Annotated in this window: 16 protein-coding genes; 7 read left to right on the forward strand and 9 right to left on the reverse strand. The window is 71.1% G+C overall.

Annotated features, from left to right (window positions below):
- Positions 1–1,048, forward strand: a 1,048-nt coding sequence (locus tag CAP_RS52985; RefSeq protein WP_044250466.1) for a hypothetical protein, incomplete at its 5' end; no start/stop codon positions are given.
- Between the two features lie 63 nt (positions 1,049–1,111).
- The gene (locus CAP_RS39140; RefSeq protein WP_044250467.1) at positions 1,112–2,245 is read left to right on the forward strand and encodes an NADH:flavin oxidoreductase; all 1,134 of its coding nucleotides are present in this window, start codon (positions 1,112–1,114) and stop codon (positions 2,243–2,245) included.
- 50 nt (positions 2,246–2,295) lie between these two features.
- On the opposite strand, the gene CAP_RS39145 is transcribed toward CAP_RS39140, so the two are convergent.
- The 5 genes from CAP_RS39145 to CAP_RS39165 all read right to left on the reverse strand — a co-directional run bounded on the left by CAP_RS39145 (position 2,296) and on the right by CAP_RS39165 (position 10,045).
- On the reverse strand, positions 2,296–3,153 hold the full coding sequence (locus CAP_RS39145; RefSeq protein ID WP_044250470.1) for a hypothetical protein: 858 nt from the start codon (positions 3,151–3,153) through the stop codon (positions 2,296–2,298).
- Positions 3,154–3,157: 4 nt separating this feature from the next.
- Positions 3,158–4,855, reverse strand: a complete 1,698-nt coding sequence (locus CAP_RS39150) for a serine/threonine protein kinase (RefSeq protein WP_052376755.1) — start codon at positions 4,853–4,855, stop codon at positions 3,158–3,160.
- Positions 4,852–6,216, reverse strand: coding sequence for an FHA and sigma-54 interaction domain-containing protein (locus tag CAP_RS39155; RefSeq protein WP_052376756.1), 1,365 nt, complete (start codon positions 6,214–6,216; stop codon positions 4,852–4,854). The genes CAP_RS39150 and CAP_RS39155 overlap by 4 nt, the downstream gene beginning before the upstream one ends.
- A 158-nt stretch (positions 6,217–6,374) precedes the next feature.
- Positions 6,375–8,717, reverse strand: coding sequence for a DUF1592 domain-containing protein (locus tag CAP_RS46550; protein WP_052376757.1), 2,343 nt, complete (start codon positions 8,715–8,717; stop codon positions 6,375–6,377).
- 41 nt (positions 8,718–8,758) lie between these two features.
- Positions 8,759–10,045: a DUF1552 domain-containing protein gene (locus CAP_RS39165; protein ID WP_044250473.1), complete on the reverse strand. Its 1,287-nt coding sequence runs from the start codon at positions 10,043–10,045 to the stop codon at positions 8,759–8,761.
- A 256-nt stretch (positions 10,046–10,301) separates the two neighbouring features.
- On the opposite strand from CAP_RS39165, the gene CAP_RS39170 reads away from it, so the two are divergent.
- From CAP_RS39170 to gpmA, 5 genes are all read left to right on the forward strand, one after another.
- The gene (locus CAP_RS39170; RefSeq protein WP_044250476.1) at positions 10,302–11,744 is read left to right on the forward strand and encodes a sigma-54-dependent transcriptional regulator; all 1,443 of its coding nucleotides are present in this window, start codon (positions 10,302–10,304) and stop codon (positions 11,742–11,744) included.
- A gap of 5 nt (positions 11,745–11,749) precedes the next feature.
- Entirely contained in the window at positions 11,750–12,760 is a 1,011-nt protein-coding gene (locus tag CAP_RS39175; RefSeq protein WP_231511968.1) for an ABC transporter ATP-binding protein, read from the forward strand.
- A gap of 320 nt (positions 12,761–13,080) precedes the next feature.
- Positions 13,081–14,940 carry a sensor histidine kinase gene (locus CAP_RS39180; RefSeq protein ID WP_052376759.1) on the forward strand — a complete coding sequence of 620 codons (1,860 nt, stop codon included), beginning with the start codon at positions 13,081–13,083 and terminating at the stop codon, positions 14,938–14,940.
- 159 nt (positions 14,941–15,099) lie between these two features.
- Complete coding sequence (locus tag CAP_RS39185) at positions 15,100–16,020, forward strand: DUF4397 domain-containing protein (RefSeq protein WP_197041546.1); 921 nt, start codon at positions 15,100–15,102, stop codon at positions 16,018–16,020.
- Between the two features lie 93 nt (positions 16,021–16,113).
- Positions 16,114–16,860, forward strand: coding sequence for a 2,3-diphosphoglycerate-dependent phosphoglycerate mutase (gpmA, locus tag CAP_RS39190; protein WP_044250481.1), 747 nt, complete (start codon positions 16,114–16,116; stop codon positions 16,858–16,860).
- 17 nt (positions 16,861–16,877) lie between these two features.
- Here the strand turns inward: gpmA and glmM are convergent, their stop codons facing one another.
- From glmM to accD, 4 genes are all read right to left on the reverse strand, one after another.
- Positions 16,878–18,296, reverse strand: a complete 1,419-nt coding sequence (gene glmM / locus CAP_RS39195; protein WP_081865736.1) for a phosphoglucosamine mutase — start codon at positions 18,294–18,296, stop codon at positions 16,878–16,880.
- Positions 18,297–18,356: 60 nt separating this feature from the next.
- Complete coding sequence (locus CAP_RS39200) at positions 18,357–19,457, reverse strand: SDR family NAD(P)-dependent oxidoreductase (protein WP_231511966.1); 1,101 nt, start codon at positions 19,455–19,457, stop codon at positions 18,357–18,359.
- Between the two features lie 133 nt (positions 19,458–19,590).
- On the reverse strand, positions 19,591–20,913 hold the full coding sequence (locus tag CAP_RS39205; protein ID WP_052376760.1) for a bifunctional folylpolyglutamate synthase/dihydrofolate synthase: 1,323 nt from the start codon (positions 20,911–20,913) through the stop codon (positions 19,591–19,593).
- Complete coding sequence (gene accD, locus CAP_RS39210; RefSeq protein WP_044250487.1) at positions 20,910–21,767, reverse strand: acetyl-CoA carboxylase, carboxyltransferase subunit beta; 858 nt, start codon at positions 21,765–21,767, stop codon at positions 20,910–20,912. The genes CAP_RS39205 and accD overlap by 4 nt, the downstream gene beginning before the upstream one ends.
- Between the last annotated feature and the right edge of the window lie 11 nt (positions 21,768–21,778).

A 21,778-nucleotide genomic window follows, 5' to 3' on the forward strand; every position in this document is an offset into this window, starting at 1 on the left:
GCCGGAGGAGACGTTCCGTGACCTCGCCGTGCTCGACGAGGGCGGGGGCGGGGGCGTGAGCAACGTCGGTGGGGGGGGCTCGGGATCCGGCTGTCCCGCTTGCGCGCTCTGCGAGGGGCAGTGCGACGAGGTGGGGTGCAAGCCTCTCGCAGCGATCTCGGGAGCGAGCGTCAGCCCCGCGCGCGTGGCGCTCGCAGGGGGAGCCTTCTACGCAGGAAATCCCGACGGAGGGGCGCTGGTACGGCTTGCGCCGGGAGAGGCGCCACAGTCCTTCTCGGTGGGCGGGGAGCCCGCGGCAGTCGCTGCTGACGAGGACTTCCTGGTGTGGTCCACCAACACTGGCGGCATCCACCGCTGCGCGCTGCCGGGATGCACGGGAATCACCACCCTGGCGCCTCCTGGCGAGGACACGGTGGCGCGGCAGATCGTGCTGGATGGCGACCAGGTCTACTGGTTGACCGGGCCTGACAACTACAACGCGAAGCTGCTGCGCTGCGCGAGGAACGGCTGCTTCCCGGAGACGCTGGCGACGGGGTTGGCGCGGCCGCACGGGCTCGCGATCGTGGGCGACCTCGTGTACTGGACGAACCACGGTTCGGGCGGCGATCCGGATGGCTCGGTGCAGCGCGTCCACAAGGACGGGACCGCGCTGGTCACTTACGTCCCCGGGATGGTCGGTCCCTCGGGGATCGCGGTGGCCGGGACGCACCTGTACGTGACCATCGGCGAGCCCGAGGGGCGGGTCTTCCGGTGCCTGCTCGGGCCCGATGTCTGTGGTGCACTGGAGGAGGTCTCGCCGTTGTTCGCCTCGCTGCCCGATCCGCTGACGATGCCGCGGTCCGTGGCAGCCGCGGGGGACAGGTTCTGGTGGACGAACGACGACGCGGGGACGGTGATGGGCTGTCCCGCCGCGGGGTGCGCGACGACCTCGGACGGCCTGCCGGATCGGGTGTTTCGAGGGCTCTCACGGCCGGAAGGGATCGTCGTGGGAGGAGGCTGCGTGATCTGGACGGGGGAGGACGGCATCTACGGCACGGAAGCGCGGTAGACGGGTCGATGTCGTGGTGAACCGAGGTGGCGTCGGGAGAATGTGTGGCTAGGTTCTGCACCCGTGAACCAGCCCCAGGAACCGACCGCTCCGCCGCACACCACCCCACGCTCCCCCGAGGCGCTGTTCAGGCCCTTCTCCACGGGGAAGCTGCACCTCGCCAACCGCATCGTGATGGCGCCGATGACGCGCGCCTTTTCACCCGATGGCGTCCCCGGGCCCGATGTCGCCGCCTACTACCGGCGTCGGGCGGAAGGAGGTGTGGGGTTGATCATCACGGAGGGGACCTGGGTCCCGCATCCTTCGGCTGGAAACAACCCGAGGGTGCCGCGGTTCCACGGGGAAGACGCGCTGGCCGGGTGGCGCCGCGTGGTCGACGAGGTCCATGGCGCCGGTGGCCGGATCATGCCGCAGCTCTGGCACACGGGGTTCATCCTCGAGCCACCCGGTTCGGCGCTCAATGCGGTCAGCCCTTCGGGCATCGGCCGACCTGGCGAGACGATCGGCGCGCCGATGACGCAGGAGGACATCGACGCGGTGATCGCGGCCTTCGGCAAGGCTGCGGCGTCAGCGCGGGAACTCGGGTTCGATGGCGTCGAGCTGCATGGCGCTCACGGCTACCTCTTCGATCAGTTCTTCTGGGAGGTGACCAACCAGCGCACCGACCGGTACGGCGGAGACCTGGTCGCGCGTACGCGCTTCGCCGTCGAGACGCTGAAGGAGGTGCGTCGGCAGGTGGGGCCGGACTTCCCCATCGTTCTTCGTTACTCGCAGTGGAAGCAGCAGGACTACGGGGCCCGGCTCGCGCACACCCCGGCCGATCTGGAGCGGTTCCTTGCGCCGCTGGTGGACGCCGGGGTGGACATCTTTCACTGCTCTCAGCGGCGCTTCTGGGAGCCCGAGTTCACCGGGAGTGATCTCAACCTGGCCGGGTGGACCCGCAAGCTCACCGGGAAGCCCACGGTCAGCGTGGGATCCGTCACCCTCGACACCGACCTGCAGGGCTCCCTCAGCGCTGGCGGCGCGAACACCACCGGGCTGGATGCGCTGCTCGATAGGCTCGAACGGGAGGAGTTCGATCTGGTGGCTGTGGGGCGGTCGCTCATCGCGAACCCTTCTTGGCCGGCCATCGTGAGGTCGCGTCACCTCGGCGAGCTGCAACCCTTTCGCCGGGAGCTGCTCGGGCAGCTTCACTGAAGCGGGGCGGGGGTGGGGGCAGGAGCGGGGCGAGGGGGGCGCGCGGAGACTCAGAAACGGCCGCCCAGCACCAGGCCGGTTCCAGCAGGCCCGCCGAGGCCCAGGCGCAGCTCCGGGCCTGATCTCCTCGCGGCAGGGGGGGCTTCCCGGGGCTGGCTCACGAGCACCACGACCACAGCAGCGCCCAGCGCGGCGACGCCCGCTCCGAGGGCGATGTTGGCCACCAGCGCCTCGCGGCTGGCGGCGTCCACGCGATCGGGGGCGCAGCGGGGGGCGCAGGTGGAGCGCATCTTGTCCACCTCGCCCTGGGCCCGCACGCCGAGCACGGTGAACGCCGCGCCACCCGCCACCGCGACGCCACCGAGCACCCAGGAGGCGACGGGGATGTGCAGACCCGTGCTCTCCCGGGGGGCCGGCTGAGGAGGGGGCGGGGGGCGTGTCTTCGAGGGCAGGTCAGCGAGGACCACGTCGACGACCCGCCCTCGTTCACGCTCGCGGATCTGGAGGGTCTGCTCCACGGGTGCTGCACCTTCGGCCTCCACGCGCAGGCGGCGCGGGCCCGGGTCGACGGGCAAGGCGCGGCCATCGAGGGAGGCGGCGACCTCCTTGCCGTCGATGAGCAACCGGACGTCGGCGCGATCGTGGCCCGCGGCGTCACGCACGCGGGGGACGATGGAGGGCTGTCGGGCATCGACGTCCTCCAGCCAGCTCGTGCAGTCGCGCTGCACGATGGCGGGGCAATCCGCCGAGGCGCAGGTGAGCAGCAGGGCGCGGGCGGCCTGCAGCTCGCCGCGATCGCGCCGCGCCTGCGCCTCCTCGGAGGCCTCGACACATGCCTCGACGACGTCGGCGTGCACCGGAGGGGCGACGGCGAGAACGGTGCATGCGGCGAGGGCTGCGACGCGCACCCGCTCAGCGCAGGCATTCTCTCTTGTAGCGCTTGTGACCCTGCTCATTGATTGTATAGGGCGGATTGCAGTCGGGCTTCGGCGTCGGGCGCGTCGCGGTGGTGGTGGCCGGGCGCGCGGGGACAGTCGTCGTGCGGCTCTGGGAGGCGGTGGCCGGTGCTGGCGCGGCAGCAGCGGGCGGGGCACTCTCGGGTGGGGGCGCGGCCGCGGAGGCAAGCGTGGCCGGGGGAGAGGGGACCGCAGGCGCCGTGGAGACCTCGGGCGCAGCGGGGACCTCGGGCGCGGTGCTGGCGGTGCTGGCGGTGCTGTTCGAAGGCGTGGTCCGCTCCGCGGAGGCACTGGCGGCGGGCGCGCTGCCGCGCAGGGCGAGCGCGGTGGCCACGGCAGCCGTGAGGGCCGCTCCGGCGAGCAACCCCGCGACGAGGGCGCGGCGTGAGGAGGCCGCGGGCGAGGTGGCGGGAGCCCCGGGCGCCGTGAAGACCGCGGGTGTGGCAGAAGGCTGGGTGGGGGTGGAGAAGGGGAGCGCGTCGGGAGGCGCAGGCGCAGGCGCAGGGCGGAGCGCGGGGGCGGTGACGGTCACCGCGTCCTTGTCCACGGAGGGGGTGGCGGGGGTGGCGATCTCCCTTGTCGACAAGGGAGCGGGGCGGGAAGCCACGGGGGCCGTCGAGATGGGGGCATCCTCCGCATCGCTCGCGAGCTGCTGGAGGCGGGCCACTTCCTGGGCGCGAAGCTTCAGGCGCTCACCGCTCAGGTCCCGCACCCAGGTGGTCACCTCGGTGGCAGAGGCGAGCGGGAGCGCTGCCTGCAGGGCGGTGGCCATCTCCAGGGCGGTGGCGAAGCGGCGGCGGGGCTCACGCTCGACGGCGCGCAAGACCACCTCGTCGAGGGCCTGGGGGACGTCGGGGACGCGGAGGCCGGGAGGGTCGACGGTGGCCGTCAGCGCCTTGGCCAGCGCCGGTTCGTCGCCCTCGCCCGCGAACAGGCGCTCGCCGACGAGGGCTTCCCAGAGGACGACACCGGCACCGTAGAGGTCGACGCGGCGGTCGAGGCGCTCGCCGTAGAGCTGCTCTGGCGGCATGTAGCCGAGCTTTCCGCGGATGGAGCCGTCGCGCGTGGTGTGCAGGCGGCCCGCGGCCTTGGCGATGCCGAAGTCGGCGACGCGGGTCACGCCGTCGGTGCCGACGAGGAGGTTCTGGGGGGTGATGTCCCGGTGGATGAGGTTGAGGGGGAGACCGTCGGGGCCGGTGGCCTCGTGCGCGGCGTGGAGGCCGAGGAGGGCGGAGTGGATGATGGCCGCCGCGACGGGGGGAGGGAGGCGGACGCCGGTGCGCTGGGCCTGCAAGATGAGGCGGGAGAGGGTCTCGCCGTGCACGTACTCCATGACGAGGAGCAGCTCGCCGCCCTCGGAGACGACGTCGAGGGTGGGGACGACGCTGGGGTGCTGGATGCGCGAGGTCAGGCGCGCTTCGTCGGTGAACATGGCCACCAGCTCGGGCTCGCGGGCGTACTGCGCGTGGAGGCGCTTGATGGCGACGACCCGGGTGAACCCCGCGGCGCCCCGGAGGCGGCCGAAGTGCACGGAGGCCATGCCGCCGCGGGCGATCTCGCCGTGGAGGGCGTAGCGGCCGGCGAGGAAGGGCAGGGGTGTCGCGGTCGCGCTGCGCGGCACGCTCGGGGGCGGATCGGGGGGGGGGCTGCTCATCCGCCCCCGGAGAGCTTGCGGGTGCGGGCCTGGATGACCTGGAAGTAGCGGCGGGCCACGCCGGAGGCCGCGGCAGCACGGGCGACGTTGCCGCCGTGGCGGCGGAGGACGTCTTCCACGTAGCGCTGCTCGAAGAGCTGGAGGGCCTGATCGCGGGCGCGGGGGAAGGGCAGCTCCTGCGCGAGGATGGTGGCGATGGGATCGTCCGGGGTGACCTGGGACGCGCGGCTCGGGGGCGCTGCGGCAGGGGTTCCTTCCTCGGCGAGGTCACCCAGCGCGGCGCGGCGCGCCACGGCGTTCTGCAGCTCGCGGACGTTGGCGGGCCAGCCGTAGGCTTCGAGCCGGGCGAGGAAGTCCTCGGGCGGGGGCTCGCCGGGGCGGGCCATGCGCGACCAGAAGTGCCGGGCGAGGACCGTGACGTCGCCCGTGCGCCGGCGGAGCGGGGGCAGCTCGATGCGGGCGGCGGAGAGGCGGTAGAAGAGATCCTCGCGCAGGCGCCCGGCGGCGACTTCCTGGTCGAGGTTGCGCCGCGTGGCGACCAGCACCCGGGCGTCGACGCGCAAGGCCTGCCTGCCGCCCACGCGCCGGATCTCGCCGCGTTCGAGCGCGCGGAGGAGTTTTCCCTGCAGCTCCAGGTCGATCTCGGCGATCTCGTCGAGGAGCAGGGTGCCGCCGTGGGCCTCTTCGAGGGCGCCGAGGCGGGTCTCGCCCCCGCGCTCCAGTCCGAAGAGGGCGGCTTCGAGCTGGGTGGGCGCGGTGGCCGCACAGTCGAGCACGATGAAGGGGCCGCTCGCGCGGGGGCCTGCCTCGTGCAGCGATTCGGCGAGGGCCTCCTTGCCGGAGCCGGTCTCGCCCTCGATCACCACGGGGACGTTGGCGGCGGCGAGGCGCTCGCACAGGGGGTAGAGCTTGCGCATGGCGGGGCTCGCGCCGAGGAGGCGGCCGAAGCCCGTGGCCAGGGTGAGGGGCTCGTCCGCCGCCTGCTCGGCGCGGTGGACCTCGATGGTGGTGGCGCCGAGGGTGAGGCGCTCTCCGCCAGCGAGCAGCGCCTCGATGATCAGGGCGCCGTTGATCCGGGTGCCGTTGCGGGAGCCGAGGTCCGTGGCGCGGAGCAGGTCGCCCTCGGCGAGGTCGAGGCCGAGGTGCCGCCGCGAGACCTCGCGATCGTGCAGGCAAAGCTCGCAGGAGGTGCTCTGACCGACGAGCACGCGCGAAGGCTGGGAGGGCGGGATGGCCAGGGTGTGACCTGCGTCGGGCCCGGCGACGACGCGGAGGACGAAGCCCACGCGGCCGGCAGAGGGGCGGGCCATCCTGGGTCGGAAGGAAGTCTCGACGTCTTCAAAGCCCCGGCCCGAACTCATGGAGCGTCGACTCTACACCGTGCGCTTTGGGGCTTCTACAAGGCCGGAAGCGAGGGATTCAGGTCCATCTGGAGGTGCGCGAAGCCAGGTTCACGCGCCCCCGGATGCGACCCGAATCCCTCGTACGGTCCCTCGCGTATGTGCTTCGACGCGGGACGTCAGCGGGTGGCGCAGAAGCCGAAATCGGCGATGGCGCTCGGATCGAGGGTGGCGTTCCACTCCACGCCGCGGAAGCGCGTCTTCGTGCCGGAGGGCTCGCCGATGGCGTTCCAGAGGTCGGTCATCGTCCCCTCCACGGCGTGCTCGAAGGACCAGGTGACGGGGGCGCTGCCCGTGTTCGTCACCTTCACCGCCGCGCAGTAGCCGCCGCCCCAGTCGTTGCTGGTGTCGATGTTCACGTCGAAGCCCGTGGCAGGGGGCGGATCCTCGCCGCCGGGCGTGGGCTCACCGGGCGTCTCGCCAGGGGTGCCGGTGCTGCCGCCATCGACCGGCTCGGTCTCCGAGCCGTCGCCAGAGCGCGAGGTGAAGTGCCGGGCGGTCACCAGGCTGACGATGAGATCCTCCACCCGCAGGCCGCTCGCCGTGAGATCGGCGCCCACGGCCTTGGCGGTGCAGGCGAGCTGCGCGTCCTCCTCCACGCCGTAGGCGTAGCGCATCCACTGCAGGGAGAAGCAGTCGTGCACCTCGCCGCTCCCCGCGAGCCTCTGCGCCAGCTCCTCGGTGCCGGAGAACTCCCCGTCGGTCATCTCGCTCGCCACGATCGCGCCGCTCACGTCGATGGGCTTGCCGTTCTCGTCGGCGCGGAGGCGGCCGATGCCGTCGAACTGCTCGAACGCGAAGCCGATCGGATCGACCAGGCGGTGGCAGCTCGCGCACTGCACGTTCTCGGAGTGCTCCGTGTAGCGCTCGCGGCCGGTCTTCGCAGGGTCGACCGCCGGGGGCTGCGCGTTCAGGCCGGGCGGGGGAGGGGGGAGGGGCTGGCAGAGCAGCTTCTCCCGGATGAGTTTCCCGCGGTGGATGGGGGAGGAGCTGTTGGGCCGGGCATGGGTGGAGAGCACGCTGCCCTGGGTGATGAGGCCCGCGCGTGGCGTGCCGGCGAGGTCGATCTGGCCGAGCCCGTCGTTGCCAGGGGCGCCAGCGCTCACCCCGTAGAAGGCGGCCAGCTCGGGGCTGCCGAACGAGTACTTGGCGGTGAGCAGCTCGGTCAGGGTGCCCTCGCCCTCGCGCAGCACGTGCTGCACGAAGCGCCGCGTCTCGGCCTCCATGGCGCCGCGGATGTTCATGTCGAACTCCGGGAACGACGTCGCGTCCTTGGGCACCACGCCGAGGCGCTCGATGTCCAGCCACTGCTCGATGAAGCGGGTGATGGCCTCGTCGCTGCGCGGGTCGGCGAGGAGGCGCCGGGCCTGGGCCTCGACCTCCGCGGGCGTGGACAGCGTGCCGGCGTCGGCCGCGGCGAGCAGCTCGGCGTCGGGCATGGTGCCCCAGAGGAGGTAGGACAGCTCGGTGGCGATCTCGTACTGCGTGAGCTGCACCTCGCCGGGGGCCTCGACCGGCGCGCCGATCTCGGTGCGGTAGAGGAAGTTCGGGGACTGCAGCATGGCCGAGATCACCGTCTGAACACCCATCAGGAAGCCCTCCCCCGCAGCGACCGTGTCGTAGAGCGCCCGGTAGCGCTCCTTGTCGGCGTCCGTGAGGGGGCGCCGGAAGGCGCGCGGGCCGAAGCTCTCGATGAGCGCCTGCGCGCACGCCGCGTCGCCGGAGGCCGGCGCGCAGGACAGGAGGGAGCCCGGGTTCTCCAGCGCCTTCGCCGCGATCTCGTCCGCGGCGCGGCGGATCTGGTCGGCGAGGAGCGGGCTCACCCGGAGGGCCGCGGCATTGTTGTCGAACCCGTTCACCACGGTGTCGGCGGAGAAGCCCGCGCCCCAGGTGCTCTCGATGCCGAAGAGGTCCTTGATGGTGGCGTCGTACTCGTTGCGGGAGAGGCGGCGGAGCATGCGCGGGCCCGGCGTCGTCGCCTCGCAGTTCGCGACGGGGGCGTCGCAGCCCTGCCCCTTGTTCACGCGGTTCACGAAGGTCTCGAGCGCCTGGTACTGGGGGCTCCCGCGCTTCATCAGCTCGCCGCCGGTGTGCCCGTTCTCGTGCAGGTTGGTGGGCTTGAGGAGGAGGATGGAGGTGCCGCCCTCGTCCACGTCGGCGGCGAGCGCCTTGACCGCCTCGAAGTTGGCCTCGACGGCTGCCGGATCCCCGCCGCGCTGGAGGAAGAGCCGGGTGCCTGCCGCGAGGCCGCCCTCGCTGTGGCAGATGACGCACTTCTTGCCGAGGATGGGCTCGTAGATGTTGGCCTCGAAGTACGCGAGGTCGTCGGGGCAGCCGGCCTTCGCCTCGTCGCCGTCGTCTCCGCCGGAGCAGCCAGGGGCAACGGCGGCGACGGCGGCGAGCAGCGCGGCGCTGGCGACGAAGGGCACGAGGAGCCGGGGGAGGATGCTGAGCTTTCGCATGGTCACACCGTGTTCCAAAGAGGCTGGGTTTCCGGGGGAGCTCACACGAGGCCCGGGAGGGGGCCGGTGCCCTTGGAAGCGTCGCCGAAGGTCTGGTTGTCGAGGCCGAGGGAGTGGCAGAGGGAGACGAGGAGCTGCTGGTGCGGGGCGCCGTTGAAATTGAGGTAGCGGCCCAGCGGGAAGTACTGCCCGCCCGCGATCACCATCGGTACCGAGCGGCAGTCGTGCATGCGCGGATCGCCGAGCTCCTTGCACCAGAGCACGATGGTGCTGTCGAGGAGCGTGCCTCCCTCGGGGTCCGGGGTCGCCTCCAGGGTGTCGAGCAGGTAGCTGAACTGCTCGGCGAACCAGCGCTCCGCCTTGACGAACTGCGCGACGCCCGAGGTGTTGCCGTCATCCATGTGGGAGAGCGAGTGGTGCCCCTCGCTGATGCTCAGCCAGCTCGGGACCATGGGGCTGACGGTGTGGCTGAACTGGATGGAGGCCACGCGGGTCATGCCGCACGCGAGCGACATCACCAGCAGATCCATCTGCGCCTTGCCGATCTCGGGGAAGTTGTCGTTCACGTGGGGCGACAGCGCGAGGGGGGCCGTCGGCGCCGTGCAGGTCCCGGCGCCCCCGGTCAGGCCGGCTTCGAGCTTGCGCACCGCGGTGAGGTGCTCCTCGAGCTTGTCCTTCTCCGCCTTGCCCACGCGGCGCTGCAGGTCCTTCAGCTCGCCGCCCACCAGGTCGAACACGCTCTTCTTGCGGGCGATGGCGCGCTCGATGTCCTCGGGGTCGCCGATCAGATCGCCGAACATGCGCTGGAACGCGCCGGTCGGGCTGTCCTCGGGGGGGACGAACTGACCGGGCCCCAGGTAGGACATGCGGGTCTGGGTGCTGCCGCCCCAGGCGCTGGTCTGCACCCCGAACTCCAGCGAGGGAAAGCGGCTCTCCTGACCGATGCGGGTGGCGATGTACTGGTCGACCGACATCCCGCCCGAGGCCGAGCCGGCGTCGCCGTTGCCGGTGAGCATCGCGGCCATGCCGGGCTCGTGGTTGTCGGTCGCGTGGAAGTCGATGCCGTCGCAGACGACGAGCTTCGACTTGTGGCTCGCGAGCGGCTCCAGGATGGTGCCCGCCCCGAACGAGAAGTTCGTGCCGCTTCCCGTGGGGCGCCAGTGGTTGTGGATGGTGCCGTTCGGGGAGAAGAAGATGACCAGGCGCTTGGCGACCTTGGTCGCGTCGGCGCGGGTGGTCCCGTGCAGGAGACCGAGGATGGGGGCGGCGAGGAGAGACGCGCCAAGGCCGAAGGTGAACCGACGTCGGGACATCGAGGTCTTCTTCATGTCGAGCGAGCCTAGAGCAGCGTGTATGCCATCGAAAGCGCTGGAGTTTTCCATGCGAGGGGTGATCCGAACGATCGCGCCTCTCACCCTGCGCGACCCCTGCGACGCAGCTCTCCAGGAGAGGGGGTGATCGGATCGATCGCAGCGGGGTGAGCTTCGCGATCATGGTCGCGAGAACCACCACCATGGACGGCTGAATGCTCAGGGCCCAGGTAGGGTGCTTGGCCACGGCCAGGCGCGTGGTAGGAAGTACGGCATGCCTTCAAGAGGTCGGATCCTGATCGTGGACGACGAGGCCAACGCCCGCGCTGCGCTGTCCGAGATCCTCCGCGAGGATGGCTACACCACGGAGACCGCGGCCGATGGCTTCAAGGCCCTCGGCAAGATCGAGGAGTTCGGGCCCGACGTGGTGCTCACGGATCTGAAGATGCCGGGGCTCGACGGCATCCGGATGATGGAGAAGGCGCACGAGCGGATCCCGGACACGACCTTCGTGGTGATGACGGCGTTCGGCACCATCTCCAGCGCGGTCGAGGCGGTGAAGAAGGGCGCCTACAACTACCTCACGAAGCCCCTCGACTTCTCGGTCCTGGCGGTGGTGGTGGAGCGCGCCGTGGAGCGGGCGCGGCTGCTCCAGGAGAACTCGCGGCTCCGGGACCGGCTGCGCGAGCGCAACGCGTTCGGCCACGTTATCGCCAGCCACCCGAGCATGATCAAGCTTCTCCGCCTCGTCGAGCAGGTGGCGCCGAGCCGCGCCAGTGTCCTCATCGTCGGCGAGACGGGCACGGGCAAGGAGCTGATCGCGGAGATGATCCACCGCGCGAGCCCCCGGGCGGCCGCTCCGCTGGTGAGGCTCAACTGTGCGGCGCTCAGCGAGTCGCTGCTGGAGAGCGAGCTGTTCGGGCACGAGAAGGGGGCCTTCACCGGCGCCATCGGCCGCCGCGAGGGGCGCTTCGAGCAGGCCAACGGGGGGACGCTGTTCCTCGACGAGGTGAGCGAGATCCCGCTCCCGACGCAGGTGAAGCTCCTCAGGTTCCTGCAGGAGCGCTCCTTCGAGCGGGTCGGCGGCAACGAGACCCTGAAGGTCGACGTGCGCATCCTGGCCGCCTCGAACCGGGACCTGCGCCAGCGCGTCCAGGAGGGGCTGTTCCGCGAGGACCTCTACTACCGGCTCGACGTGGTTACCCTGGAGATCCCGCCGCTCCGGGAGCGCGGCAGCGACATCCCCGAGCTGGCCACCTTCTTCCTGGGCCGCTATGCGCAGGAGAACGGCAAGCGCATCGAGGGGTTCTCCGACGGAGCCCTCCAGGCGCTGATGGCCTATGCCTTCCCGGGCAACGTGCGCGAGCTGGAGAACCTGGTGGAGCGCGCCGTGGTGCTCTGCGACAGCGCCCGGATCGAGGTGGCTCACCTGCCGGTGGCGCTCCACACCGGGCCCGCCGAGTCGCCAGACGTGATGCCCCGCGTGCCTGGCAGCACGATCTACGAGCTGGAGCGGTATGCGATCCTGAGGACGCTCGAGGCGTGCAAGGGGTCGACCTCCAAGGCGGCGACGATCCTCGGGATCAGCCCGCGGAAGATCCAGTACAAGCTCCACGAGTACAGCGCGGCCAAGCGGGCCGAGACCCGGGGCGGCGCCCGCGGCGATGGCGAAGAGGACGAGGGGGAGGTACGGTCGGTGCCGGAGCCCCCGGGTTGAGCGAGGTGGATGCGGTGAGCGAGGCGGCGGTCGAGGAGCAAGGCGCGCGCGAGGAGGGAGCGACGGCCTCCGGCGGCGACAGGAAAGCGGATCCGGACGCGCTCATCGACGTGCGCGGGCTCGCGAAGTCGTTCTGGCTCGGCCTCCTGAAGACCAAGCGCGTCGACGCCGTGCGGGGGGTGAGCTTCGAGGTGCGCCGGGGGGAGATCTTCGGCTTCCTCGGCCCGAACGGCGCCGGCAAGACGACCACCATCAAGATGCTCACGGGCCTCATCGCGCCGACCAGCGGTGAGGCCTACCTGTTCGGGGCGCGCGTGCCTTCGCCGGAGGCGAGGCGCCGCATCGGGTTCTTGCCCGAGAACCCCTACGTCTACCCGTACCTCACGCCGCGCGAGTTCGTGACCCTCTGCGGCCGGCTCTCCGGCATGAGCGGCGCGAAGCTCGACCGGCGCGCGATGGAGGTGCTGGAGCAGGTCAAGGTCGCCTACGCAGCCGACAGGCAGGTCCGGCGCCTGTCGAAGGGCATGCTCCAGCGCACCGGCCTGGCTGCGGCGCTCGTCGCCGATCCGGAGATGCTGATCCTCGACGAGCCGATGAGCGGTCTCGATCCGGTGGGCCGCAAGGAGGTGCGCGATCTGATCTTCGCCGAGCGCGATCAGGGGCGGACCATCTTCTTCTCGACGCACATCCTCAGCGACGTCGAGGCGATGTGCGATCGGGTCACCATCCTCCGCGAAGGAAAGGTGGTGGTGAGCGGCAGCCTCCGTCAGCTCCTGCGCGGTGAGGTGCTGAGGACGGACATCACCTTGGCGCACGCCTCGGATGCGCTGAAGAGCGCGCTGGAGGAAGCTGGTGCTCGGGTGACCCGACGTGCAGACGTCACGGTCGTCGAGGTCGAGGGCGATGCGCGCGTGCGGGACACCCTGGAGATGGCGCTCCGGAGCGATGCCCAGGTGATCGAGGTCACCCCGCGTCGTGAGACCCTCGAAGACCTCTTTCTTCGTGATGCCCTTTAGGGCTCCCCCTGCCTGACACCCTACGCAGTCGACCTGACGGCGAATCAGGATCGTTTCGGTTTCCCGGTTCCCCGCGGCAGGATAATCAAAGAGTATTCAACCCGTAGGCAGTCCCTGCAGGATCTCACCCCTCCGTCGGGCGGCCCTCCTCGGGGCCCCTCGCATGCTCCCCCCCGGGTATGCTCTACAGTCCTTCAACGACTGATGCAGGGTCGAGCGACCGTCGCGCGGAGGCGTCTCCGGGCGACGTCGCGGAGCCACGCTCTGGAGCCATGTCCTCTCCAGGGTCCCAGCCTTTCGCAGGTACGACCGCAGCGGAGATGACCAAGCTTCTCGAGGAGAGCCGCAGGACCGCAGCCAGGCTACGAATCCTCGCCGAAGCCTCCGAGCGCTTCGCCGAAGCCGGCCTGGATCTCGCCGCGCTGCTCCGCGAAGTGACCCGTAAGATCGCCGACGACGTGGGCGACATGGCGGTCGTCTGGATGCTGTCCGGCGACACGACCTCGCTCGATCCTCTCGCCATGCGCCACCGCGATCCGCAGAGCCACGAGGTGCTCGTGGAGATGCTGCGCGCCGCGCAGACGCGCCCTGAAGATGGGCTCCTCGGTCGGGCGATGGCCACGAAGCAGACCCTCTTCCTGCCGAGGACGTCCTCCGGCGATGTTCTGGCCGGCCTCTCCCTGGACGCGCGGCCTCATGGGGGTCGCCTCGGGATACACAGCTTGATCGTCGTCCCCTTGAAGGGGCGCAGCCGCGCCGTCGGGAGCCTCGTGGTCGCGCGCTCCCGCGGCAGCTCCGCCCACACCGAGGCAGACAAGGAGCTCGTGGAAGATCTCGCCCGTCACGCGGGGTTTGCCATCGAGAATGCGCTGCTCTTCGAGCGCGAGAAGGCGGCGAGGCGCGTCGCCGAGGGCGCGCGGGAGCGGCTGACCCTGCTGGCAGACGCGAGCACGATCCTCGGCTCCTCGCCCGATGTCGAAGCCACGGTGGAGTCGCTGGCGCGCCTGGTGCTGCCCGGGTTCGCCGACCTCTGCATGGTCGACCTGATGGATCCGGACGAGGAGCGCTGGCACGTGGCGCTCGCACACGTGGATCCGCGCAAGGAGCGGCTGCTGCGCGTCGCCCGGGGCCGGCTCGACGATGGCCACCGTGACGGGCGCGCGCTTGCGCCCATCGAGGAGCGGCGGCCGCTCCTCAACCAGCACCTGGCAGCGGAAGAGAGTCGCAAGGAGGGGGACTCTCCGGCGCCGCCGCGTGCAGATGACGAGATCCGTCAGGCGCTGCGCCAGTCTGGTGTGCGCTGGTCCATTCTGGTCCCGCTCTGGGCGCGTGGTCGCCCGCTCGGGATGATCTCGTTCGGACGCGAGATCGACGGCCCGCCTTACACGGAAGAGGACCTTACCTGGGCCGACGAGCTGGGGCGGCGGGTGGCGGTGGTGATCGACAACGCCCGGCTCTTCCAGAACGCCCAGCAGGCCGTGCGGGTGCGCGACGAGTTCCTCGGCATTGCCGGCCACGAGCTGAAGACGCCCCTCACGGCCCTCCAGCTCAGCCTCCAGGGGCTGGCGCGGCTCCCGGGACTCGGGGGAGCCGGAGGCTCCGGGAGCACGCCCGACGTGGCGTCACGACGCCTGGGGTCGTGCCTGCGACAGGTGGATCGCCTGGGCAAGCTGACCAACGAGCTGCTCGACGTCGCGCGCATCAAGGCGGGCAGGTTGTCGCTGCAGCGGGAGTCGGTCGACCTGGTGGCGCTGACCCGCGAGGTGATCGCCCGCATGGCAGACGAGCTGGCGCGCGCCGGCTGCCTCGTGGCGCTGCAGGCGGACGACGTGCTGGTCGGTTGCTGGGACCGGGAGCGCATCGATCAGCTCCTCACCAACCTCATCTCGAACGCCGCCAAGTACGGCAAGGGCAAGCCCATCGCGCTGGTGCTGCGTCGCACCGACGGCGCCGCGGAACTCGCCGTGCGCGACGAGGGCATCGGCGTCGCTCCGGAGGACCAGACGCGTATCTTCGAGCGCTTCGAGCGCGCCGTGTCCGAGCGGAACTACGGTGGCCTCGGCCTGGGGCTGTGGATCGTGCGCCAGATCGTGGAGGTCCACGGCGGCGTGGTGCGCGTCGAGAGCGCCGTCGGTCAAGGCTCCACGTTCACGGTGGACCTGCCGCTTTCTGCGGCGTGAGGCCTGCGTGAGGCCTGCGTGAGGCCTGCATCGTGCCCGGGCCGATACCCGACTCCGTGCGCGGCATCCGTGAGAACGCCCTGAGTCTAGTTCATCTCCTTGCCCACCTGTGGCGCGCAGGTGCTCCTCGAAAAGCATCGGAGCACACAGGAGATGAACATGGCGAAGCGCGGACACCGGTGGCTCGTGGTCAGCTTGATGCTCGGCCTCCCTGGCATCGTCAACGTGGGGTGTGGCGTCGAGATGAGCGTCACGGACAACTACGAGGGCGTGCCTCCCCGGAGTGATGGTGACGGCGGCGCGGCGGGCGTCGGTGGTGCAGGCGGCGCTGGAGGCGCACCGGCAGCACCTCGGTCCGAGTTCCGCATCGCCCATCTCTCGCCGAAAGGGCCTCTGTTCGACGCTTGTCTGCTGCGCGGAGACGAGCGGATCGGGCCTCTCCTCGAAGGCCTGGGAGTGACAGAGGGGATCAACTACGCCCAGGTGTCCCGGTACATCGCGGTCGACCCCGGGGTCTACACGTTCCGCGTGGTGAACGTGGGCGCGACGGACTGCGAGAAGGGCTTCATCGGTGCGGCGGACGTGGATGGCGTCGTCCTCGACGCCGATCGGCGCCTCACGATCGCGGCCCTCGGCGAGATGGACGCCAGCCTCTCGGTCCAGAAGTTCCGGATGACGGCGTTCGCAGACGAGACCACCGTCAGCAGCGGCATGACAGGGGTGCGGCTGATGCATGCCGTGCCCGACGTGACCCGGCTCGATGTCGGCGAGGAGATGGGCACGTCCTTCGTCCCCCTCGCCACCGAGCTTCCCTTCGGCGAGGCGGTGACGAGCGGAAGCGGCGCGGGGTTCGTCGAGACGGAGCCCCGCTCCGGGGTGACCCTCTCCGTACGCACGAGCGGCGCGTCGGAAGATCTGCTGACCGTCCCCGACCTCGGCTTCGGCGCGGGTCAGCTCTCCTCCGTGTTCGTCATCGGCAACATCGACGACACGCCCCGGCCCCTCGCGCTGCTGGTGTGCGCGGACCTCGCCGCGCCGGTCGGGGGCCTGACGAGCTGCATCGTCCCCGGATCCCTGTGACGCTCCCGCCTCCGGAGGGGTTCTGGAGGCCGGGGAGGTCTTGAGCGACGTTCAGGCTAGCCACCGGCCCTGTCCTCTTTCAAGGTGGCACGCATGACCAAGCTCGTTCTCATCCGCCATGGCGAGAGCACCTGGAACCGCGAGAACCGGTTCACCGGCTGGACCGACGTCGACCTGACCGACAAAGGCCGCGAGGAGGCGCGCGAGGCAGCGCGGCTCCTCTCGGAGAGCGGCTTCGACTTCGACGTGGTCTACTCCTCGGTGCTGAAGCGCGCGATCCGCACCATGTGGATCGTGCTCGATGGGATGGATCGCATGTGGCTCCCCGTGCACCGGAGCTACCGCCTCAACGAGCGCCACTACGGCGCCCTGCAGGGCCTCAACAAGACGGAGATGGTGGAGAAGTACGGCGAGGAGCAGGTGAACATCTGGCGCCGCAGCTACGCCACCCCGCCGCCGCCGCTCACCCTCGACGACGAGCGCCACCCGAGCCGCGACCGGCGCTACGCCGAGATCCCCCGCGAGGAGCAGCCCCTCTCCGAGGCCCTGAAAGACACGGTGGCCCGCTTCCTGCCCTACTGGCACGAGACCATCGCCCCCTCGATCCGCGCCGGCAAGCGCGTGCTCATCGTCGCCCACGGCAACAGCCTGCGGGCGCTCATCAAGTACCTGGACGACATGTCGGACGAGGCCATCGTCGGCCTCAACATCCCCACGGGCGTGCCGCTGGTCTACGAGCTCGACGAGCAGCTCAAGCCGCAGAAGAACTACTACCTGGGGGACCAGGAGGCTGCGCGCAAGAAGGCGGAGGCCGTCGCCAACCAGACCCAGAAGCGCTGAGCTCGGGCCCGCGCGCGTCAGCTCGCAGGGGCCAGATCGCCGCGCGCCGCCCCCAGGATCTCCTGGGCGAACGTGGTGATCTGGTCCGCGTCCTCCCCCTCCACCATCACCCGCAGCTTCGGCTCGGTCCCGCTCCACCGCACGAGCACCCGCCCGCGGTCCCCGAGCGCCTTCTCGACGCGGCCGATCTCCGACGTCATCTTCTTCATCGCCTCGGTCGGCATCCGCGTGGCGAAGGTCTCGTTGAGCAGCACCTGGGGCACCCGCTGCATCGCCTCGCGCGCCAGCTCGCTGAGCGGCTTGCCCTCCTCGATCATGATCGCCAGCACCTTGAGCGCCGCGACGATGCCGTCGCCGGTGGTGGCGTGGTCGAGGAAAATGAGGTGCCCCGACTGCTCGCCGCCGAAGGTGTACCCGCCGGAGCGCATCGCCTCCACCACGTAGCGATCTCCCACCGCGGTGCGCTCCACGTGGCCTCCGTGCGCCTTGAGCGCCCGCTCCAGGCCCAGGTTGCTCATCACGGTGGCCACCAGGGTCCGCTTCGGCAGCCGCTCCTGGCGGAGCATCCGGAGCGCGCACAGGGCCATGATCGCGTCGCCGTCGACCACCTCACCGCGCTCGTCGACCATGATCACCCGGTCGGCATCGCCATCCAGCGCGATCCCCAGGGCAGCCCGCCGCTTCAGCACCTCGTGCTTGACGTGGTCGGGGTGCAGCGCCCCCGCGTCGCGGTTGATGTTGCACCCGTTCGGCTTCACCCCGAACGCCGTGACCGACGCCCCAAGCTCGCTGAAGACGGCAGGCGCCACCCGGTAGGCCGCCCCGTGGGCCGCGTCGACCACCACCTTGACCCCATCGAGCGTCAGGTTCGCGGGGAAGGTGTTCTTGCAGAACACCACGTAGCGACCGCGCGCGTCGTCGAGCTTCACCGCGCTGCCGATCTCGCCGCCCACCACCCGCGCCTCGTCGAGCTCCGTGCTCTCCATGAGCCGCTCGATCTCCGCCTCGTCGGCGTCGGGGAGCTTGAACCCATTGGCCCCGAAGACCTTGATCCCGTTGTCGTCGTACGGGTTGTGGCTGGCGCTGATCACGATGCCCGCATCGGCGCGCATGCTCTGGGTGAGCTGAGCCACGGCAGGGGTCGGGATAGGGCCGCTGAGCATCACCCGCCCGCCCATCGCGCAGATGCCGGAGGCGAGCGCCGTCTCCAGCATGTAGCCCGAGAGGCGGGTGTCTTTGCCCACCACGACCCGCACCTGCCTCTTCTTCCCCCGCCTGGCGACGTGGGTGATGGCGCGGCCGAGGCGCAGCGCCATCTCCGGGGTCATGGGTGGCACATTGGCCACGCCACGCACGCCGTCGGTGCCGAAGAGCTTGCGGGTCGCGGGGGTCGGGGTCGCGGTCGGCGCGGGGGTATTCTTCGTCTGCTTCGCCACGTTCAGCCCTGGATGCGTGGTGGGTAAGCAGCGATTCCTACCAGACCCGCCCAGGTCCGCCTACCTGGATCCGCCCGCTCCATGGGCCGCTGCGGGCGGCGCCTCGTTGTTGTTCCGCGCTGCCTCGTCGGACAGCCGGACCGCGACCGAGCCAGGCAGCGAACTCCTGACGTCACGACCCCGTTTGAATCCGGACGGGCTTGATGTCGCCGTACCGCCTTTCGCCGTGCCCCCGTTCTCCGTCCCCCTCTTCTCATTCCCTCCCGGCGCGCTGGGGAAGAAGTGGCCGGCGATCCCGATCATCCGGGTCAGGAACCCCGGAGCGACGCCGTGCAGCAGGCTCGCCGAGCGCGCCGACACCCCGAGCTTCACCTCGGTCTCGCCGTCGAGCGCCGCCCGCACCACCTGCTTCGCCGCGCGGCGGGCATTCATGCTGATCACCGGCATCGACGCCGAGACGCCGAACCACGCGAACTCCGCCTCGGTGTCCCCGCCGAAGGTCGCGTTGTAGATCGAGCCCGTGCGCATCAGCCCCGGGAAGACCGTGGTCACCCTGATCCCGCTCTGCGCAAGCTCCGCGCAGAGTGCCTCCGACAGGCCCGCCACGGCGAATTTCGACGCCACGTAGCCCACCATGTGCGGCACCGCGATCCGCCCACCGATCGACGAGATGTTGACGAGGCGGCCCGCGCTCCCGCGCGCCTTCAGGTGGGGCAGGGCGCGGAAGGTGACGTAGGTCGCGCTCCAGAAGTTCGAGCGCATGGCCTCCTCGATCCCCTCGACCCCCAGCTCCTCGACCGGCGCGACGCCGATGGCGCCGGCGTTGTTGAAGACCAGATCGATGCGGCCTAGAGCGTCGACCACGCCATCCACGAACGCCTCGGCCTCCGCGCGCACGCCGAGGTCACACGCCACGGCGTGCACCTCCACCCCGAGCGACTCCAGGTGAACGCGCGCCCGGGAGACCGCCTCGGCGTCCCGCCCGCAGAGGGCGACCCGGGCCCCGAGCCGCCCGAGTTCCTCGGCCATCAGGAGCCCCAGTCCCCGTGAGCCTCCGGTGACCACCGCCACCCGTCCGCGCAGATCGAGCCTGCGCCTGCGGGCAATGACATTGCGGGCGATGGCGACCGAAGCCACCCCTGCCGCGAGGACCGTGAACAAACGGGCTGAGCCCCTGGAACGCCTGAGCATGACCGGGACGAAGCACGGCCTGGGCCACACCGACCGCGGGCGCCGCGCGCGCGGGCTGCGCACCCGGCCCTGCGACTCCCGCCCCCGCGGCTCCCGCCCCGGATCACAGCGCGATGATGGGATCAGGCGTGATGCCCAGGATCGCCGCGCGGATCTCGCCGATGAGGTAGATCGAGCCTGCCACCACGCAGAGCCCGTCAGGAGGCGTCAGCTCCAGGGCCCGCGCGAGCGCTGCCCTGGGGTCCGTCAGCGCGTCACCCGGAGCGATTGCGGCGAGCTCCTGGACGGGCGCAGGGAGCCTCCCCTGAGGGCACGTGTACACCCGACGGGCTGCCCGGGGCGCGAGCAGGCGCAGCATCTCTGCCCAGGCCTTGTCGGCGAGGGCGCCGAACACCAGCGTGACCGCTCCGGGATCCGGCGCCTCGTCTGCGAGCGCCGCCGCCAGGGCAGCCGCCCCGTGCGGATTGTGCGCGCAGTCGAGCAGCACCTGCTTCCCCGCGTGCGTCAGCCGCTCCATCCGTCCTGGCCAGCGCGCACCCGTGAGGGCTTCGGGCAGGACCTCCGCGACCGCCGGCCACCGCTCCGCGAGCTGCCAGGCAATGCCGCAGGCCACCGCCGCGTTGTCAGCCTGGTGCGCCCCTGCGAGCCCGAGCGAGGCCTCGACGACCCGCCCTCCGGGGCCCTCGATCCGCGCAGCGCGTCCCTGCCGCGTCACGCCGATCTCGTCGCCGCGCTCGCCGCGCTCGCCTCTCCCACCGCGCTCACCGCGCACGCGCACGCGCACGATGGGCCCTGCGCCCACCCCCGCGGCAACCTCCGTGACGGCCGCCTCCACCGCGGCATCCAGCGGCCCCAGCACCACCGGCGCGCCCCGCTTCAAGATCCCCGCCTTCTCCCGGCCGATGTCCACCAGCGTGGAGCCCAGGATGTCCGTGTGCTCCAGCGCGATGGACGTGATCGCCGTGCAGCATGGCGCCTCCACCACGTTGGTTGCGTCGAGCCGACCCCCGAGGCCCACCTCCAGCACCACGAGCTGCACCCCGGCCTCCCGGAAGGCCACGAACGCCGCCACGGTCATCGCCTCGAAGAAGGTCAGCTCCAGCGGCACCTCTTCGAGCGCCGCCAGGAGCGCCCGCTCCAGCGCGTCCTCCTCGATGGGCACCCCCGCGATCCGCACCCGCTCGGCGAAGCGCGACAGGTGGGGCGAGGTGTAGAGCCCCGTCCGGAGACCGGCCCGTCGCGCCGTCTCCTCCACCATCGCCGAGACGCTGCCCTTCCCGTTCGAGCCCGCGATGTGGACGCACGGGTAGGCGCAGTGCGGATCCCCGAGCGAGGCCAGCGCCTCCCGCATCCGATCGAGCCCCAGCACCATCCCGCGCCGGGTACGGCGCTGCAGCTCCGCGAGGAGCTCCGGGAGGCGGCTCACGCCCTCCGCCGCGCCCCGTCGGCGAGGTGCCCGAGCAGCGCCGCGATGTGCTCCTTCATCTCGCGCCGCGACAGGATCGCGTCGACCATCCCGTGGTCGAGCAGGAACTCGGCCCGCTGGAAGCCCTGGGGCAGCGTCTGCCGGATGGTGTTCTCGATGACCCGGGGCCCGGCGAAGCCGATCAGTGCCTTCGGCTCGGCGATGTTCACGTCACCGAGGAAGGCGAAGCTCGCCGCCACGCCCCCGGTGGTCGGGTGGCGCAGCACGGACACGAAGGGCAGCCGCTTCTTCCGGAACCGCTCCAGCGCGGCGACGCACTTGGCCATCTGCATCAGCGACAGGATGCCCTCCTGCATGCGCGCTCCCCCCGAGGCCGAGAGCAGCACGACGGGCAGCTCTTCCTCGCCGGCGCGCTCGAAGAGGCGGGCGATCTTCTCGCCGACCACCGAGCCCATGCTCCCGCCCATGAAGTCGAACACGAACGCCCCGTAGCCGATGGCCCGGCCCGCGATCCGGCCCCGGCCGATCTCCACCGCCTCGTCCGAGCCGCTCTTCCGCTGCGCGGCGCGCACCCGGTCCTTGTAGCCCTTGCCGTCGCTGAACCGGAGCGGATCGCCCGGCATCAGGTGCGCGTCCCACGCCGACAGCTCCCCGCCGTCGAGCATGAGGCGGCGCCACCCCTCGGCGCTCAACCGGTGGTGCTGACCGCACTCGGGGCACACCTCGAACGCTGCGGCCAGCGCGGCGGCGTCGAGCGTCTGACCGCAGCCGTCGCAGAGGCGGAACACGCCGGCCCCGATGGACTGCTTCTCGCTCGCGTCGAGTGAAAGGGCGTTCTTCTCCGGCCACACCATGGACACTCCAG

Source organism: Chondromyces apiculatus DSM 436, from assembly GCF_000601485.1.
In the GTDB taxonomy this organism is placed as follows: domain Bacteria; phylum Myxococcota_A; class Polyangia; order Polyangiales; family Polyangiaceae; genus Chondromyces; species Chondromyces apiculatus.

What these genes read in the sequence shown, in the direction of transcription:
- CAP_RS39150 (WP_052376755.1), bottom strand. Translation starts at nt 4,855, where the DNA reads ATGAGCAGCCCCCCCCCCGATCCGCCCCCGAGCGTGCCGCGCAGCGCG.
- CAP_RS39155 (WP_052376756.1), bottom strand. Translation starts at nt 6,216, where the DNA reads ATGAGTTCGGGCCGGGGCTTTGAAGACGTCGAGACTTCCTTCCGACCC.
- CAP_RS46550 (WP_052376757.1), bottom strand. Translation starts at nt 8,717, where the DNA reads ATGCGAAAGCTCAGCATCCTCCCCCGGCTCCTCGTGCCCTTCGTCGCC.
- CAP_RS39165 (WP_044250473.1), bottom strand. Translation starts at nt 10,045, where the DNA reads ATGAAGAAGACCTCGATGTCCCGACGTCGGTTCACCTTCGGCCTTGGC.
- CAP_RS39170 (WP_044250476.1), top strand. Translation starts at nt 10,302, where the DNA reads ATGCCTTCAAGAGGTCGGATCCTGATCGTGGACGACGAGGCCAACGCC.
- CAP_RS39180 (WP_052376759.1), top strand. Translation starts at nt 13,081, where the DNA reads ATGACCAAGCTTCTCGAGGAGAGCCGCAGGACCGCAGCCAGGCTACGA.
- CAP_RS39185 (WP_197041546.1), top strand. Translation starts at nt 15,100, where the DNA reads ATGGCGAAGCGCGGACACCGGTGGCTCGTGGTCAGCTTGATGCTCGGC.
- gpmA (WP_044250481.1), top strand. Translation starts at nt 16,114, where the DNA reads ATGACCAAGCTCGTTCTCATCCGCCATGGCGAGAGCACCTGGAACCGC.
- accD (WP_044250487.1), bottom strand. Translation starts at nt 21,767, where the DNA reads ATGGTGTGGCCGGAGAAGAACGCCCTTTCACTCGACGCGAGCGAGAAG.